The organism is Nonlabens sp. Asnod3-A02 (genome assembly GCF_045063755.1).
Classification (GTDB): domain Bacteria; phylum Bacteroidota; class Bacteroidia; order Flavobacteriales; family Flavobacteriaceae; genus Nonlabens; species Nonlabens xylanidelens.
The window spans coordinates 113,377-130,777 of record NZ_JBEFOC010000005.1 but is presented as its reverse complement, the minus strand read 5'-3'; the positions used below and the strand labels follow the sequence as shown (position 1 = coordinate 130,777).

The 17,401-nt window shown below is 34.1% G+C and carries 13 protein-coding genes; 10 read left to right on the top strand and 3 right to left on the bottom strand.

Going from position 1 to position 17,401, the window contains the following annotated elements; all coding sequences use genetic code 11:
• The first annotated feature begins 50 nt into the window (after positions 1–50).
• From purL to ACJJVN_RS00630, 6 genes are all read left to right on the top strand, one after another.
• The gene (purL, locus tag ACJJVN_RS00655; protein ID WP_405376723.1) at positions 51–3,692 is read left to right on the top strand and encodes a phosphoribosylformylglycinamidine synthase; all 3,642 of its coding nucleotides are present in this window, start codon (positions 51–53) and stop codon (positions 3,690–3,692) included.
• A 124-nt stretch (positions 3,693–3,816) separates the two neighbouring features.
• Positions 3,817–4,455: a hypothetical protein gene (locus ACJJVN_RS00650; protein ID WP_405376722.1), complete on the top strand. Its 639-nt coding sequence runs from the start codon at positions 3,817–3,819 to the stop codon at positions 4,453–4,455.
• A 90-nt stretch (positions 4,456–4,545) separates the two neighbouring features.
• A complete protein-coding gene (locus ACJJVN_RS00645; protein WP_405368222.1) occupies positions 4,546–4,890 on the top strand; it encodes a hypothetical protein in 345 nt (114 codons plus the stop codon).
• A complete protein-coding gene (locus ACJJVN_RS00640) occupies positions 4,891–5,784 on the top strand; it encodes a restriction endonuclease (RefSeq protein WP_405376720.1) in 894 nt (297 codons plus the stop codon).
• A 271-nt stretch (positions 5,785–6,055) separates the two neighbouring features.
• On the top strand, positions 6,056–6,625 hold the full coding sequence (locus ACJJVN_RS00635) for a Crp/Fnr family transcriptional regulator (RefSeq protein WP_405376718.1): 570 nt from the start codon (positions 6,056–6,058) through the stop codon (positions 6,623–6,625).
• Positions 6,626–6,686: 61 nt separating this feature from the next.
• The gene (locus ACJJVN_RS00630) at positions 6,687–7,685 is read left to right on the top strand and encodes an NAD-dependent epimerase/dehydratase family protein (RefSeq protein WP_405376716.1); all 999 of its coding nucleotides are present in this window, start codon (positions 6,687–6,689) and stop codon (positions 7,683–7,685) included.
• Between the two features lie 185 nt (positions 7,686–7,870).
• Here ACJJVN_RS00630 and ACJJVN_RS00625 read toward each other — a convergent pair whose 3' ends face one another.
• Positions 7,871–9,250 (bottom strand): NAD-dependent succinate-semialdehyde dehydrogenase, encoded by a 1,380-nt coding sequence (locus tag ACJJVN_RS00625; RefSeq protein WP_405376714.1) that lies wholly within the window; start codon positions 9,248–9,250, stop codon positions 7,871–7,873.
• Positions 9,251–9,473: 223 nt separating this feature from the next.
• Between ACJJVN_RS00625 and ACJJVN_RS00620 the strand changes: the two genes are divergently transcribed.
• Positions 9,474–10,523, top strand: a complete 1,050-nt coding sequence (locus ACJJVN_RS00620) for a hypothetical protein (protein ID WP_405376712.1) — start codon at positions 9,474–9,476, stop codon at positions 10,521–10,523.
• A gap of 61 nt (positions 10,524–10,584) precedes the next feature.
• Here ACJJVN_RS00620 and ACJJVN_RS00615 read toward each other — a convergent pair whose 3' ends face one another.
• On the bottom strand, positions 10,585–11,454 hold the full coding sequence (locus tag ACJJVN_RS00615; protein WP_104515927.1) for an AraC family transcriptional regulator: 870 nt from the start codon (positions 11,452–11,454) through the stop codon (positions 10,585–10,587).
• A 208-nt stretch (positions 11,455–11,662) separates the two neighbouring features.
• Here ACJJVN_RS00615 and ACJJVN_RS00610 point away from each other — a divergent pair, with 208 nt between their 5' ends.
• The 3 genes from ACJJVN_RS00610 to ACJJVN_RS00600 all read left to right on the top strand — a co-directional run bounded on the left by ACJJVN_RS00610 (position 11,663) and on the right by ACJJVN_RS00600 (position 14,723).
• On the top strand, positions 11,663–12,223 hold the full coding sequence (locus ACJJVN_RS00610; RefSeq protein WP_170034608.1) for a DUF3244 domain-containing protein: 561 nt from the start codon (positions 11,663–11,665) through the stop codon (positions 12,221–12,223).
• Positions 12,224–12,786: 563 nt separating this feature from the next.
• Entirely contained in the window at positions 12,787–13,347 is a 561-nt protein-coding gene (locus ACJJVN_RS00605; RefSeq protein WP_146080419.1) for a hypothetical protein, read from the top strand.
• 77 nt (positions 13,348–13,424) lie between these two features.
• On the top strand, positions 13,425–14,723 hold the full coding sequence (locus tag ACJJVN_RS00600; RefSeq protein WP_405376828.1) for a nitrate/nitrite transporter: 1,299 nt from the start codon (positions 13,425–13,427) through the stop codon (positions 14,721–14,723).
• Between the two features lie 90 nt (positions 14,724–14,813).
• On the opposite strand, the gene ACJJVN_RS00595 is transcribed toward ACJJVN_RS00600, so the two are convergent.
• Positions 14,814–17,258 (bottom strand): zinc-dependent metalloprotease, encoded by a 2,445-nt coding sequence (locus ACJJVN_RS00595; RefSeq protein WP_405376710.1) that lies wholly within the window; start codon positions 17,256–17,258, stop codon positions 14,814–14,816.
• Between the last annotated feature and the right edge of the window lie 143 nt (positions 17,259–17,401).

The following is a 17,401-nucleotide window of genomic DNA, read 5'->3' as shown; positions in this document are numbered from 1 at the left end:
AATTATCATACTAAAAAAGTATCTTTGCAGCAGCCCAAAAAAGCGCTCAAATGATCCATTTTTACGGAAATCCGTCCAAGTCAGTTTACGCAGTTCAAACCCAAGCACCGATCTCTGCAGAAGATGATCTTAAATTACAATGGCTTTTTGCCGATGCTCCTAAACTAGATGCCAGTACTTTATCTGGTCATTTCACAGGACCTCGTGCGACTACCATTACTCCATGGTCTACAAATGCTGTAGAAATTACCCAAAACATGGAAATTAAGGGTATTTTACGTATTGAAGAATTTCACAAATGTGAAGAAGATTCTTCTTATGATAAAATGTTACTTCAAAAATTTGATGGACTAGACCAGTCTCAATATGATGTAAATGTACAAGCACAAGGTGTTCTAGAAATAGATGACATTGCTGCGTATAATATGCAAGAAGGACTCTCATTAAGCGACGATGAAATCGATTATCTAATAGCTCTTTCAGAAAAACTAGATCGTAAATTAACTGACAGTGAGGTATTTGGTTTCTCACAAGTAAATTCTGAGCACTGTCGTCATAAAATATTCAACGGTACTTTTATTATCGATGGTGAGGAGATGCCTACTTCCTTATTTAAATTAATTAAGGAAACTTCAAAACAAAACCCTAACGATATAGTAAGTGCTTATTCTGATAACGTAGCATTTGTAGAAGGTCCTAAGGCAGAGCAATTTGCCCCTAAAACAGCAAACAAGCCAGATGTCTATCAGACGAGTTTATTCGATTCTGTAATATCTCTTAAGGCAGAAACTCACAACTTCCCTACTACCGTAGAGCCATTTAATGGTGCTGCAACAGGATCTGGTGGAGAAATACGTGATAGACTTGCAGGTGGACAGGGTTCTCTACCTCTAGCAGGTACAGCTGTTTACATGACTAGTTATTCTAGATTAAATGAAGAACGCCCATGGGAAAATGGTTTTGACGCACGTAAGTGGTTGTATCAGACACCTATGGATATTCTTATCAAAGCATCTAATGGTGCGAGTGATTTTGGAAATAAATTTGGACAGCCATTAATCACAGGATCTGTATTGACATTTGAGCACCAAGAAGGCGATCAAAATCTAGGTTTTGATAAAGTGATCATGCAAGCTGGTGGTATAGGTTATGGAAAAAAAGAACAAGCTTTAAAGAAAACTCCAGACGCTGGCGATGACATCATCGTTATGGGTGGAGATAATTATAGAATAGGAATGGGTGGTGCTGCCGTAAGTAGTGCAGACACTGGCGCACTAGACTCTGGTCTAGAATTAAATGCCGTGCAACGTTCTAATCCAGAAATGCAAAAACGTGCTGCAAATGCCATACGTGGACTAGTAGAAAGTGAGCACAACCCAATAAAATCTATTCATGATCATGGTGCAGGTGGACACTTAAACTGCCTGTCAGAACTGGTAGAAGAAACTGGTGGTATTATCGATACCGATAAACTTCCTTCTGGAGACCCTACTCTATCTCGTAAAGAGTTGATAGGTAACGAGTCACAAGAACGTATGGGACTAGTTATGGATGCAAAAGATACTCCTATCCTAGAAGAAATAGCAGCTCGTGAGCGCTCACCATTATATAAAGTTGGTAAAGTAACTGGCGATAATAAATTCACCTTCAGCGAGAAAGATGGACGCAGTCCTATGGATCTTGCTCTAGAAGACATGTTCGGTTCTAGTCCTAAAACTATCATGGACGATAAAACCATAGAACGCAAGTATGCCGCCGTTACTTATAACGCAAGTGATATTAAAACATACATTTCTCAAGTATTACAGCTAGAAGCCGTAGCCTGTAAAGACTGGTTAACAAATAAAGTAGATCGATGCGTTACTGGTCGCGTTGCAAAACAACAGACCTGTGGAGAGTTGCAACTACCGTTAAATAACGTAGGTGTGATGGCCATGGATTATAACGGTAAAAATGGAGTAGCAACCACTATCGGTCATGCTCCTGTTGCTGCATTAATAGATGCAGAGGCCGGTTCTCGCAACGCTATTGCAGAGTCGCTAACTAACCTCGTTTTTGCTCCTTTAGAAAAAGGGCTTAAAGGTGTTAGTTTAAGTGCCAACTGGATGTGGCCTTGCAATAATCCTGGAGAAGACGCTCGTTTATACGCTGCTGTAGAAGCGGTAAGTAAATTTGCCATAGACCTAGGCATCAATATTCCTACAGGTAAAGACAGTCTTTCTATGAAACAAAAATATCCAGATATGGATGTTCTTGCACCTGGAACGGTGATTATAAGTACTGTAGGTTCTTGCGATAACATCAGTAATATAGTAGAGCCTGTTTTACAGCGCAACACCTCAGCGCCTATTTATTACATTAATTTGAGTGGGGACGACCATAAATTAGGTGGTTCTAGCTTTGCTCAAACTCAAAATAAAATAGGTACAGAGTGTCCAGATATTGTTGATAGTTTCGCTTTCGCGAAAGCGTGGACAACCATCCAAAATCTAATAAAAGAAGGAAAAGTACTTGCAGGACATGATATTGCTAGTGGTGGACTTATTACTAGTTTATTAGAAATGTGTTTCCCTTCTCAAAATGTGGGAATGGACATTGATCTAGAAAACGTAAATGAAGATCTTGTAAAAGTATTATTTGCAGAAAATGCAGGTGTGATTTTACAAGTAACAGACACCTCTGTAGAAAGCGCCTTACTAGCCGCAGATGTTGAATACTATCACCTAGGTGAAGCTTCAGATCAACCATTTTTAACGATTAATGACTTAGAACTAGATATCAATGCATTGAGAGATGAGTGGTATCAAACTTCTCACTTATTAGATAGAAAACAATCTTTTAATGGTAAAGCAGACGAGCGTTTTGCAAACTATAAAAACCAGCCGTTAGAATTTAAATTCCCTACACATTTCACAGGTAAATTACCAGAATTACCTCAAAAACGAGTAAAAGCTGCTGTAATACGTGAAAAAGGAAGTAATTCTGAAAGAGAAATGGCACGTGCCATGTACCTCGCAGGATTTGAAGTTGTAGATGTACACATGACAGATCTTATCGCTGGTCGTGAAACGCTAGAAGATGTTCAATTTATAGCCGCAGTAGGTGGATTCTCTAACAGTGATGTACTAGGAAGTGCCAAAGGTTGGGCTGGAGCATTCTTATATAATGAAAAAGCAAATACGGCTTTAAAGAACTTCTTTGCAAGACCAGATACTATGAGTATAGGTGTTTGTAACGGTTGCCAGCTATTTGTAGAATTAGGGTTAATAAACCCAAATCATGATGTAAAGCCTAAGATGTTACATAATGATTCTGGTAAGTTTGAGTGTAACTTTACAAGTGTAGAGATTGCCAAAAACAATTCTATTATGCTACAATCTCTAGAAGGTAGCAAACTAGGAATATGGGCAGCACACGGAGAAGGTAAATTCCAGTTACCTAAAGACCGCAGCGATTACCAAATCCCTGCAACCTATGCTTATGAAGGTTATCCAGCAAACCCTAATGGATCTGACTATAACGCAGCGATGTTGAATAGTGAAGATGGACGTCACCTAGTCATGATGCCACACCTAGAGCGATCTACATTCTCATGGAACTGGGCACACTACCCTACTGACCGCAAGAACGACGAAGTAACACCATGGCTAGAAGCATTTGTAAATGCTCGTGAGTGGTTGGGTCGCAAGTAATATTTTAAGCTTTTTGAGAAACGGATAAGTCGCTTTTAAGTAAGGGCTTATCCGTTTTTTTTGGCCTTATTTGTTTTATATTCGTACTGATGTAACTAATTGCGTGTTATTTGAGAAAAACAAAATGCTAAAAATATTTAAGCGAAATATTAAGTCTAAGTATCAGGAAAGATTAAAAAAATCTTTTCCAAAAGAATTGTATTCAGACTTGAATGAAGTTTTCAAAATATTACCATTCGATAATAATCAAGTTAGATTACGTGATGGACAAACTCACAAAGTTGACAATCTGATTCACGAATCGGAATTGAATATTAAGTTTAATAACGAAAACCTAATAATTCCTTATAGACTATACTTTAACGAACCAAATCCAGAATTGGAAAAGTCTTTGACCGATAAACAAAAAGACATTTTAAATTGTATTTATTTGCGTCATCACAATGGGTATTTGAGAGAAAAACGACTGAATTTAATATCCGCTAGTTCAGAAAACTGGACTGTTCCATTTATAATTCAGTTAGTTGGTGAATACGTCTATGAATTGCTTCCTATTATTGACAAAAAAATAAACGAGAACACTTTGGATTATTACGCTCAATTTAGAGATGAAAACCCTAGATATTGGCAACAGACAGAGAGTAGAATGATAAGCTATTGGAATGCGTATTATAGATATCAATTTCCGAAACTAAAGGAGTATTTGGGTTTTGAAATTATGAACCGAATAAAAAAACAAACGCATAAGAATTGCTATGAATGATTACTTGTACTCACTTACTCCTGAAAATCTTCACGGATTTAGTCGCAAATAAAACCATAGCCAAACGTGTGTATCTAATTTGAAAAAACTTTGAAAGAATCTCTTTATTATAGTAGTAAACTATACAGTTTATTTAATAAAATTTTTATTGAAACTGGTGACGCCAGAAGTAGGTTTATCGAATGTGAACACCAATTTGAATCTGCTTACATGGCCTCCTTATCAGATGGAGTCCCAAATGAAATAAAACACTATTGGCGTGAAATGTGGAATGACTTAAACACAAAAGAAGAGTTAAAAATGAATCAAGGAAAATTTATTCGATCTTCGTTTTATCAAACCATCAAATCTAAAAGGAATAAATCATTAGAAAAATATTTATTATTCATTTTGGAGGAAGAAGCTCGTTTAATAGATACTAAATATTCAAACTAAATGGAATTACCAAAATATCATGAAACTTTTATGCCAATTCTGGAAATACTGAATACTGTTAAAGTCATAAGCAGCAGAGAATTAGCCAGAAAAGTTAGAGATAATTACTATTCAGAACTTCCAAAAGAACTTTTAGATAAAAAGACAAGTTCGGGAGCAAATGTATTGATTGATAGAATACTTTGGGGGAAATCTTATCTGAAAATGGGTAAATTTGTTTCTTACCCAAAGAGAGGTTTAGTTCAATTAGCAGATAAAGGGAAACAAACCCTAATTAGCGGAAAACTTTTATTATCAGACCTTCAAAATGATCCAGATTTTATTAGCCATCGTTCTGCGGTACAAAGTAAAAAGGATGAGATAAAAATGGAAACAATCGATGTTGACAACTCATCTCCACAAGACTTAATTGACAACGGATTTTCTACCATAGAAACTGAAGTAAAAACGGAGTTACTAGATAAATTAAAAGAAATTGACCCATATTTTTTTGAAAAGGTAATTTTAATACTATTAAAAAAAATGGGATACGGAGATTTTATTGAAACCTCAAAATCAGGAGATGGAGGAATTGATGGAATTATAAATGAGGACAAACTTGGTCTTGAAAAAATATATACTCAAGCTAAAAGGTATACAGAAAATAAAGTTAGAGAAAAAGATATAAGAAATTTTATTGGAGCAATGAGTGGCGATACCACAAAAGGAGTATTTATAACGACTTCGACTTTTGATGAGGCTGCAATAAAGAAAGCAAGAGAAGCTCATCATTCAATAATATTAATCGATGGTTCAAAACTAGTTAATTTAATGCATCAGTATAATGTTGGGGTTCAAGTAAAAATAACTTACGAGGTTAAAGAACTTGACAATGACTTCTTTGAAGGAGAGTAACTAACTACAATAAATAACGTAGTTAAAAACAACACAACCTCTCTTTAATTGTATACACTCATATCCTAGGCTCAAAGAATCGATTCATTAATTCTAGAGCCTTTTTTAATTTTCTAGTATCGATAAATTTGAAATTATAGCGCTACTTATATATATGTTAATTTCTGTAACTTTACTTCTTTAAAGAATATTACCTAAAGAGTCTACATGCACCGGCTAAAACGACTCACTCACCTTGTGCTATTGCCGTTAAATACCATTACAAAACAAAATGGAAAATCTAATTAATTACATACAATCGAGAGTTCTTTTAACTCAAAAAGATATTGATCTAATCAAAAAATATTTTGTTTCAGAAGAAGTCTCAGCTAAAACTAATCTATTAGAGGCAGGAAAAGTGGAACGGTATATCTATTTCTTAGACACCGGAATTGTAAAAGGATATCAAAATATTGACGGAAAGCTAGTTGTGCAGCATCTTGTAGCAGAACAAGATTTTTTCACCTCTTTAGATAGTTTTATGACAGAAACACCGTCATTAGATTATTATGAAACTATTACCGAGTCCAGAGTTTTAAAAATATCGAAACCTGATTTTGATATTTTACAAAAGGAAACAAATTCTTGGGCAATCTTTGTCAAAGAAGTAACCAACGAACATTTAAGTTGCAAATTAGAACGTGTTAAAGATTTTCAAACCTTAACTGGTAAAGAACGTTATCTAAAATTTGTAAATCAGTTTCCTAAATTAGCTTTGAATGTATCTATTGATAATATCGCTTCTTTTCTAGGAATGGAACCTCAATCTTTAAGCCGTATTAGAAAACAAATCACTTTCTAACAAATGTTATTTTTAATCTCATGAGAGGTATTGAAATTTGTTTAAACAAAATTCAAGAATTATGAGCGAAGAAATTTCATTAGTAACTGGTGGAAATGGACATTTAGGAAACAACCTAATTAGACTTTTACTTTCCGAAAACCAAAAAGTAAGAACTACTGTAAGAAACATAAATAACACTGACCCTTTTAATGGATTAGACTGTGAAGTGGTACAGGCAGATCTTATGGATAGAACATCACTTAAAAAAGCATTTCAAGGAGTTACCAACTTATACGCAGTAGCTGCTAACTTTAGTATGTGGGCTAAGAATCCAAAAGAGGAAATTTATAATAACAACATGCAAGGAACACAAAATGTGTTTGAAATGGCAAAAGAATGTGGTGTTAAAAACATTGTTTATGTAAGTTCAGTAGCTAGCTTGGATTTTACAAAATTACCAGCAAATGTGGACAATGGATATAACAAAGACAGAAGAAACTGGTATTACAACTCTAAAAATGATTCAGATAAATTAGCATTAGAATTGAGTGAAAAATACGGAATCAGAACCGTTGTAATTTTGCCTTCTGCTATGATAGGAAGTGAAGCTCATAAATTAAGTTATAGTAATAATTTAGTACACCAAGCTTTAAATGGAGAGATTCCTGTGGATACAAACATGACATTAAATTGGGTGGATGTAAAAGACGTTGCTTTTGGTGCTTATCAAGCAATGCTAAAGGGTAGAAATAGAGAACGTTATATTTTATCCAACGAACATCACACTACGATGCAAGAAACCGTAAAAATAGCATCAGAATTATACCCTGAACTAAAACTAAAAACACCTAAAAAAGTACCAAAATGTCTACTGTATTCTGTTGCTGGATTAATGGAATTTAGCAGTAAGTTGACAGGAAAAGAACCTTTACTAATGAGACATTACGTAGATATGTTTTATGGCTTAAAACAAGATTATGATATTAGTAAATCTAGAAAAGAATTAGGTTATAACCCAAAGTCTTCAAGAAAAGCTTTGGAAGATGCTTTGGTTTATTTAAAAAATGACTGGAAATAAAGTTAGGAATGTAATTATCACAGGAACTTCTGGTATGGTTTTAATTATCTATCAGGTACTGGAATAGATAGTGTCTATACTGTCGTGATAAAATAACCGGATTACGCTTTCGCGAAAGCGAAATTATAAACACAAAAAAAACCACTGCTCTCACAGTGGTTTTTTCTATTACTGATGTGCAATCATTATTTTAAAATACTGATTCCTTTTGCATTAACAAATTCTTTAATACCGAATCCTCCGTGTTCTCTACCGAAACCTGAATTTTTTACTCCACCGAATGGCATATCAACTTGAGCGATACCGAATGAATTGATAAACACCATACCTGTGTCAAAGTGATTTTGAGCTAACTCTATTGCTTTATCTTCATCTTTACTGAATATTCCGCCACCTAGTCCAAAACGACTGTCATTTGCTATGCGCATGGCATCATCTTGGTCTTTTGCTTTAATTAATGAAGCAACAGGACCGAATAGCTCGTCATCATAAGCTGGTTGTCCTGGTTTTACGTTTCCTAAAACTGTAGATGGGTAATAATATCCATCACCTTCAGGTATTTCACCACCGCACAATACCTCAGCGCCGTTTTCTATACTTTCTTTAACTTGATTGTGAATTTTCTCTCTCAAGTCTTTTCTAGCCATAGGACCTAACTGCGTATTCTCGTCTGTTGGATCACCTAACTTTATATTATTCATGCTTTCTACAAAGCCTTTTTTAAACTGATCATACACAGCATCTACTACAATAAATCTTTTTGCTGCGACACAGGTTTCTCCGTTGTTATAGATACGACCTTCCGTACATGTTTTAATAGCTAGCTCTACGTCTGCATCTTCTAATACTATATAAGCATCGTTACTACCTAACTCTAATACAGTCTTCTTAATATTTTTACCAGCTTGCTCTCCTATTTTACGACCAGCACCTGCACTACCAGTAAAAGTTACACCTCTTACTAGGTCATGCTCAATTATTTTTTCACTTACATCATGATCAATAATTAGTACGGTAAATAGATCTTTAGGTAATCCTGCTTCTTCATAAATCTCTTTCAGTTTCAATGCACTACCAGTAACATTTGCTGCATGCTTAAGTAGTATACCATTACCTGCCATTAAATTAACGATAGAATATCTCACAACTTGATAGGCTGGGAAATTCCATGGTTGTATACCATAGATAACACCTAGAGGTGAGTAAGAAACAATTCCTTTACCACCGCCGGCAAGTCCCTTTTCTTCATCTGCAAGTTCTTCTGCTCCTGTTGCTGCGGTATATTCACAAATTGCTGCACAAAGATCTAACTCATCATTTCCATGGGCTATAATCTTACCCATTTCTTCGGTCATTAATTGTGCAAACTCTTCTTTATGTTCTTTGAATTTTTCTCCGATTTTCTGAATAATTTTACCTCTTTCTTCTATAGGAGTAGCTTTCCACTTAGTAAAAGCATCATGACATTTTTCCACAGCTTTTAAAGTCTGTTCTTCTGTCATTAATTCATATGTTTTAATCTCTTTTCCTGTTGCTGGGTTTATTGTTGTTACGTTAGTACTCATGTTGTTTTTTATTTAAAGGTATGGGTGGAATTGCGGTAATAGCGTTAATAAAAAATCAAGACTTCTTATTATAGTCTTTAATTAACAAGCTATTAAAACACTATTAACAAAGGTGATGTGAATCGTTAATGGATTTAAGAATTCATTTTATACAATCGTGTGTAATGGGACGCAACCATTACAATGAGTTTTATACTATAAGATGTAACCTAAATTATAAGCTATGAAAAACCTTAAAAAAATTATCCTTTTACTCATAACTGTATTAAGTATCGTTTCCTGTACTTATGAAGATTATGACGACTCCATATCAAAAGATTTAATAGCAGTGGACTCTGAATTATATGAATTGCTAACAGATGTTGCCAGTGATCCTGAAACTGATGAGGATACGATATCTTGTATACAGGTTATTTATCCTATCAATATATTTACCTACGATTCCAACGATATTGAAATCGCTAATACCTTTATTATAGGAAATCAAGCCTTCCGTGATTTTTTAGATGTTCTACCTAGTACCAACTCTATAAGTATAAGCTACCCTATCGCTGCTACATTAACAGATGGAAGCTCTATAGACATAACCACTAACGAGCAATTAAAAGAAAGTATAGATAATTGTATTGAAGAAGAGTTAGAACTTATACGTTACTGTCAGGGCTTATTAGATGAATGTGTTTGGGAAGTAGGATATTCTAAAATCTCTTCTAACGACTACCTAGGCGGCTCATTCTTTGTAGATAATGGAGTGATGAACTTTAGTTACTACTCTGAAACCGCTATAGGGTCATGGACATCTATCATGATAGAAAGTCAATTACACGTAAACATAAGCTTAAATGGCGATGTGGATACAGAAACACAATTTAACCGCAACTGGAAAGCTGAAATTCTAGATTCAGATTCCATGAGACTTACTGACGGACTGGATGAACTGATTATACACAAATACTGTAACGTACCTAATGATGATTGTTATGACTTTAATTTTACAGCGTGTGAAGATGTTGCTACACCAGGTTTTACAGAATTGACTTTGAGTGAATACGATAACTGTATCTATGAAATTTTACAAGAAGACGATAACTTAATAGATATTACCTACTACAGTTCTGAGGCAGATGCTGATATGGAAACCAACCCAATAGATAGTACTGTTCCTTTTATGAACAGTATAGAAACAGAAATCTTCTATGTAAGAGTTTATGATACTGTAGAAAACACCTTTTATGTTGTAGAAATAAGTGTTACTGTAGAAACCTGTCCTTAATTAAATTAAAACGTAAACGATTATTAGCATGCTCGGTCTACAGACTGAGCATGCTTTTTTATTAATTTAAAATCTGCTTTAATTCTTTGCGGTATTTACTAGCACTCTTACCAGTTATCTCTTTAAATATTTTATTAAAGTGCGAGAAGTTATTAAAACCACATTCAAAACAAATATCAGTTATACTCATTTGAGATTCAGATAATAACTTTGTGGCGTGCACTACTCTATATTCATTTACTATTTTAGTAAAGGTCTTACCAGATGTCTTTTTAAAGTACCTACAGAAAGCAGGAACTGTCATACTTACCTTACTTGCTATCTCTTCTAGTGGTATTTGCTCTTTATAATTCTGGTTGATGTATTTATATATGACTTCTGTTTTAGAATTGTCTTGTAATTCTGTTTCAAAAGTGAAGGTTTCTGCATTTAATATTTCATAATCATCAGTAGTAGCGAGATCATGTAAGATTTTCAATAACAGAATAGTTCTTTCAAAACCATGAACCTCGTTTAAATCGTGTATTTGAGATCCTAATCGTTCTATTGTTTCCTTTTTAAATAGCAACCCATTCTTTGCACGTTCAAATAATTGTTTAATTGGCATCATTTCTGGCACGGTGAAAAAACCTTCTCCTAGAAAATCAGGAAGAAACTGCACCAGTAATTCAGATCCATGATTAGGTCTGTCTGTATAACCTATATGTGGTAACATAGAGCCTATAAGTAATAACTGGCTGTCATTATAATAGGACATATGGTTTCCTATATGTCGTTTTCCTTTTCCCTCGTTTACATAAACCAGCTCTATCTCTGGATGAAAATGCCAGAAAGGCTTGTTCTCACCTCTTTCTGTTGTACTTTTTTGTACAAACACAGAACCACCGAATTCTGGTTGTATTTTTTTTAAGGTAGCTTTCTTATATAACATGTAAAATCTAGATTAAAACGATCAATTATACCACTGCAAATATCGTTTTTTAATTTTATAATTATGTTATATTCACACTATAACGTTATAGTTGTTTTCATAAAGTTAATATAGTATACAATTAGGACAAAAATGTTGTTTTCTAAACCTTACTCCTGCTCTAAATTTGTCATGTAAATCATCAGTAAATAATAAAAAGATGAAAGCAATGAAAAACCTATTATTTATAGCACTTATGTTAACCGCGTTAACAGGCTATGCAACAGACGTAACATCTATCGTACCACCTAAAAGTGTTACTGTAGTACAATTTGACAACGTAAAGAAAGGTCATCAATTAACTATTAAGGATACAGAAAACGTTACTTTATATAATGAGACTATTAAGTCTACTGGTAACTATACAAAACAATTTGACTTAACTACTCTAGAAAATGGTAGTTATACTATTGAATTAAATAAAGATAGTGAGGTATTAACTCGATCTTTTAATGTAGAAAACGGAATTGTAAACCTGTCTACAGAAATGACATTTTACAAGCCTGTAGCAACTAAAAGAAATAATCAATTATTTGTTTCTCAATTAAGCTCTAATGACGAAGTTCTTGATGTATTGATTTACTATAATAATGAATTAGTGCATAAAGAAGCTATTTCGGACTCATCTGATCTAAAACGTGTATTTCAATTATCTCCAGACAAAAAAGGTGAATACTTTATTATAATGAAATCTGCTGGGAAATCATTTTATAAGACATTTACTTTATAGGAAATAATAAAAATTTTAGGTGAAGGCTACTTTTTTAAGTAGCCTTTTTTTATGCCTATATTTTTGAGTTTAAAATTTAATACCACCTTATAGAGTAATTACCTACTTCATATAGAAAATAAGTAATAGTTTACTGTACCTTCTTTATTCACTGAGCATCTATTTGTATTTAACACCTCTCTTTCCCGCCTTCTTTTCTTCTCGACTCTTTTCTCTAATTAATCTAGTAAATGAGCTAGCTCTTTTAGCTATATAGATAATAGTTCATCTTTCACTTTATCCACCTTCCTTATTTCTCCATTATTAAATAGAAACACACCTTAATCTTACCGTAAATAATTAAGATTTTTTCTAAGAAAATAATGAATAAAACTATCAATTTAAACATTAACAAAAATGGATTTCAGCTCCATAATTACACTATATTCACACTATAACGTTATAGATGTTTTAATAAAGTTAATATAACATATAATTAGATCAAATACGATGTTTTCTAAACTTGCATACTGTTCTACATTTGTCATGTAAATCATCATTAAAATATTAACAAGATGAAAGCAATGAAAAACCTATTATTTATAGCACTTATGTTAACCGTGTTAACAGGCTATGCAGCAAACGCAACATCTATCGTACCACCTAAAAGTGTTACTGTAGTACAATTTAACGACGTGAAAAAAGGACATCAACTGACTATTAAAGATGCAGCTGATATTACTTTATATAGTGAGAAGATTAAAGAAAACGGTAATTATACACAACAGTTTGATTTAACAACTTTAGAAAACGGTACTTATAGTATTGAATTAAATAAAGACTGTGAGATCCTTACTAAATCTTTTAATGTAACAAATGGTATTGTAAAATTCTCTGTAGAAAACACTTTTTATAAGCCTGTAGCAGTTGCTAGAGAAAATCAATTATTTATCTCTCAACTAGCCTCTAATGACGAAGTCCTTGATGTAAACATATATTACAACGATGAGTTGATACATCAAGAAGCGATTTCTAACTCTTCTAATTTAAAGCGTATATTTCAATTATCTCCAGATAAAAAAGGAGATTACTTTATCATAATGAAATCTGCAGGAAATACTTTTTATAAGTCATTTACTTTATAAGAACACATTATCCATTTAAAAAAGGCTACTTGTAATGAGTAGCCTTTTTTGTGCCCTATTTTCTGTGATAACTATTTATTACATTTACCCTAAATAGAATTCATATTTTAAGTAAAGGACAAAAATTAATTAATATCATTCTCCTCATTCTAGCAGGAGAAGCTAACTTTATACTTCCTTTTGTACTAGCACGTATTTTTAGGCCTACCGTCTTAGATGTTTTTGAACTCACTAACCTGGAACTAGGAGCCTGCTTTTCCATATACGGTATAGTAGCATTTGTATCCTATCTTATAGGTGGTAGCCTTGCAGATAAGTACCAACCGCGTTATCTCATGGCTATTTCTTTACTCCTTACCTCACTAGGCGGTATTTATATGTCTACTTATCCTTCCTATTTAGGACTCAGCATACTTTATGGATATTGGGGATTTACCACAATATTTTTATTCTGGGCAGCTATGATTAAAGCAACTAGAGTCTGGGGTGGTACATCTAGACAAGGACTAGCTTTTGGACTGTTAGATGGCGGTCGTGGTTTAGTCTCCTTTGCATTCGGCTGGCTAGGTATACTTATATTCTCCATTCTTTTTATAGATGGAACAGAAACCGCAAGTCTATTAGAACGTAAAAGCGCATATCAATATGTAGTCATTATAACCTCTATAATTGTCGCACTAATAGCTATTTTATTAATAATTATTTTAAAAGATAATGATAGCGATACCGCACGATCTCCTAAGATATCTAATAGACAAATTCTTAAAAATTATATAGCCGTATTAAAAATCCCATCGGTATGGTTATTAATGGTCATTATTCTATGTGCTTACACAGGTTATAAAATTACCGACATATACTCACAATATGCAAACGAGGTCATGGGATATAGTGAAACAGAGTCTGCTGCTATAGGTAGTAACCTCTTAGGTATACGTATTATTATAGGAATTATCATAGGTTTACTGGCAGATAAAACTCGTTCTTCCTTTATGATGATAATAAGCTTTGCCATAACCATTTTAGGCGCTTTAATATTTGCTTCTGGTCAGATAGAACCTCAGACCACGCTCCTATTTGGTTTTACCATTATCACCGTTGCAACAGGTGTTTATGCCTTTAGAACCCTATATTTCTCTGCTATACAAGAAGGTAAGATACCTATGGCAGTCACAGGTACTGCAGTAGGTTTAATGTCTATAGTAGGATTTACTCCAGATATATTTATGGGCCCTATCATGGGGATTTTAATAGATAATTCTCCTGGAGAACTCGGTTTTCAAAAGGTTTTTTTAATGCTTTCCATATTTGCACTCATTGGTTTTATAGCCTCTTATGCTTTTCATTATATCAATACTAAAAAAGTGTCTAGTTAGATGGATGTTTATTCCGCTTTCGCGAAAGCGGAACACAAAAAAAGCAACCTTCTCAGATTGCTTTTTAAATAATAAAATAAGTTTTTATCTCTATCTAGGATTCAAAATTAAATCTACACGAGCTAATAAATCTTCATAGTGGTAACGGTTTACCTTACTCGACGAAGCATTTCTTTTGCTACGCAATGTAGACTGTAATGCTTTAAGCTCTCCTCTTACTAGCGCTCTCACATCGCTTTGTGCTACATTATACGTAGAACGTCTAGGCGTTTCTGTCATTAAATAGTTCAGTCTATCTACGTATGCTCTTTGAATATTTCTCTTATAAATATCTACTTTAGAACTAGAAAATACTGCTTTTCTTACATCTTGTAACATATCTAGTGCGCTGTAATAATCTGTATCTACAGTCTCAGAGTTGATCAATCTACCTATACGATCATGGCTCAAAAGACTATTTAAATGTCTTACTTGTACAGACCTAAGTACATCAAAATATCCATCTGGATTTATGTTTTGAACGATTTTCTTATCTACTAACCACGTAGGTGTTTCTATCACATTATTTTTAATCCACTCTACAGACTCTTTTTGAGTTTTCTTATCTACTGTGCTGTACACTGCACCTGATTGTGTAGGTTTTTTAAGATCTTCATTTACACCACCTACATTAGTTACTACATGACCTACATATCTAGAGTACACACCTAAAAGCTCTCTGTAAAGCTCTTCCAGGTCGTCATAGTTATCAGTTTTTTGTGATGTCCATTGCGGTAAATTTAAAGCTACATATTTTAAGTTTTTCACACCATAAGTACTAGCTTTAATAGGATCATTACCTATAGCTTCAGTCTGTGATTGTGGATCAAATCTACTGCTCTGACGACCAAATTTATACACAGGATCGTTTGCCTTTTCCATAATCCAGCTATTTAACGTTGCCGTTTCTTGCTCTGGAGACGTTGCGTTAGGTATAACTCTATAACCCCAGTTTGCAGCATAATGATCATAAGGTCCCATCTGGCGCACAAATCTTATGTTCTTATCACCTGGTTGTGCGATATAATTATAACGTGCATAATCCATAAGACTTGCTGCGATACCGTTCTTTTGAGTAAACTCACCATCTCTATAATCTTCTACATCATAAGCATAACTAGCTGCCATGTTATGAGGAAAACCTAGTGCGTGACCTACTTCATGCGCTATTACCTGGCGCATCATCTCTCCTATTTCCTTAGCATCTGTATCCAGCGTTCTTGCACTTGGGTTTGCAGCACCAGTTTCTAGTAAATATCTATTTCTATAAGATCTTAAATGGTTGTGGTACCATATAATATCACTCTCTATTATCTCACCACTACGTGGGTCACTTACAGATGGTCCTACCGCATTACGCGTTGTACTTGCTACATAACGCACTACAGAGTAACGTATGTCTTCTGGGCTAAATTCAGGATCTTCCTCAAGTGTAGGTGCATCTTTTGCTATAATAGCATTCTTAAATCCTGCAGTTTCAAATGGTTTCTGCCAGTCTTCAATACCTTGTTTAATATATTCCTTAAGATTCTCTGGAGTACCAGGATCTAGATAATAAACGATAGGTTTAATAGGTTCTACTAACTCACCACGAGCATAAGCCTCTGGGTCTTTAGGTTCTAGTCTCCATCTACGTATGTATGTTTTCTCGTCTGCTTTAAGAGCCTTGCTAGAGTAATCTATTTGCCCTACCGTAAAGAAACCTACCCTAGGATCATATAATCTAGGCTGCATGGCTACTTCTGGCAATAAAATCATAGATTGATTTACTTGCATACTTATAGAACCTACAGATCCATTAGATGGCGGCTCTGAAGCTGTGAATGTAAAATCTTGCTTTACCTCTATATTTTCTGGAAATGATTTAACCGAATTAATAAAACTCCTGCTCTTATCCAGGCTTCTTACTTTATATTGTTTTCTCAATCTAGGACTTAAACCACTTATAGAAGGTACATCAGAATTGAAAAACTTAGTCACATTAACTACTACAGCTGTAGAATCTTTACTGAAAGCCTGTATATCAAACGCATACATAGTAGGCTCATAATTATTAACCTTAACCGAGTTGTTAATCGCCGCAGTTTCATCTAGTGCAACTTCAGAATAAGACTTGACCTTAAGTAAAATCTTATCTTGAAAACGCTGCCATGACACCACCTGCTGGTTAGTTTTACTACCGGCATTCATATAACCACCACCTAAGTTAGAAGGAATTTGTGCAATACGAGTAACCCATAACATGTCTTTTTCTAATAAGTCAGTTGGGATCTCATAGAAAAAATCTTCATCTACTTGGTGCGTTTTAAATAAACCGTCATCAGTAACGGCATCGCTCGTAATAACTTTAGAATACGATTTAAACTTAGGCTTCTTCTTACTACTTTTTTCGGTAGATGGTTTACTTTTTGCAGCAACAGCATCTCTAGTCGTTTTACAACTACTCGATAATAAAACGAGCGATAGCAACATACTAGTAATAATAGTTCTTTTCATTTGTATAGGGTAAAGTTTAATTGGATGACAAAATAGAGCATAAATCTCATCTATAATTTGAGATGTTAAAAGCTTAACAAAAATCTAAGAAATGCTCTACCATTTGGCAGATTTTTCTTATAAATTTAGAACCTCGATCTTGT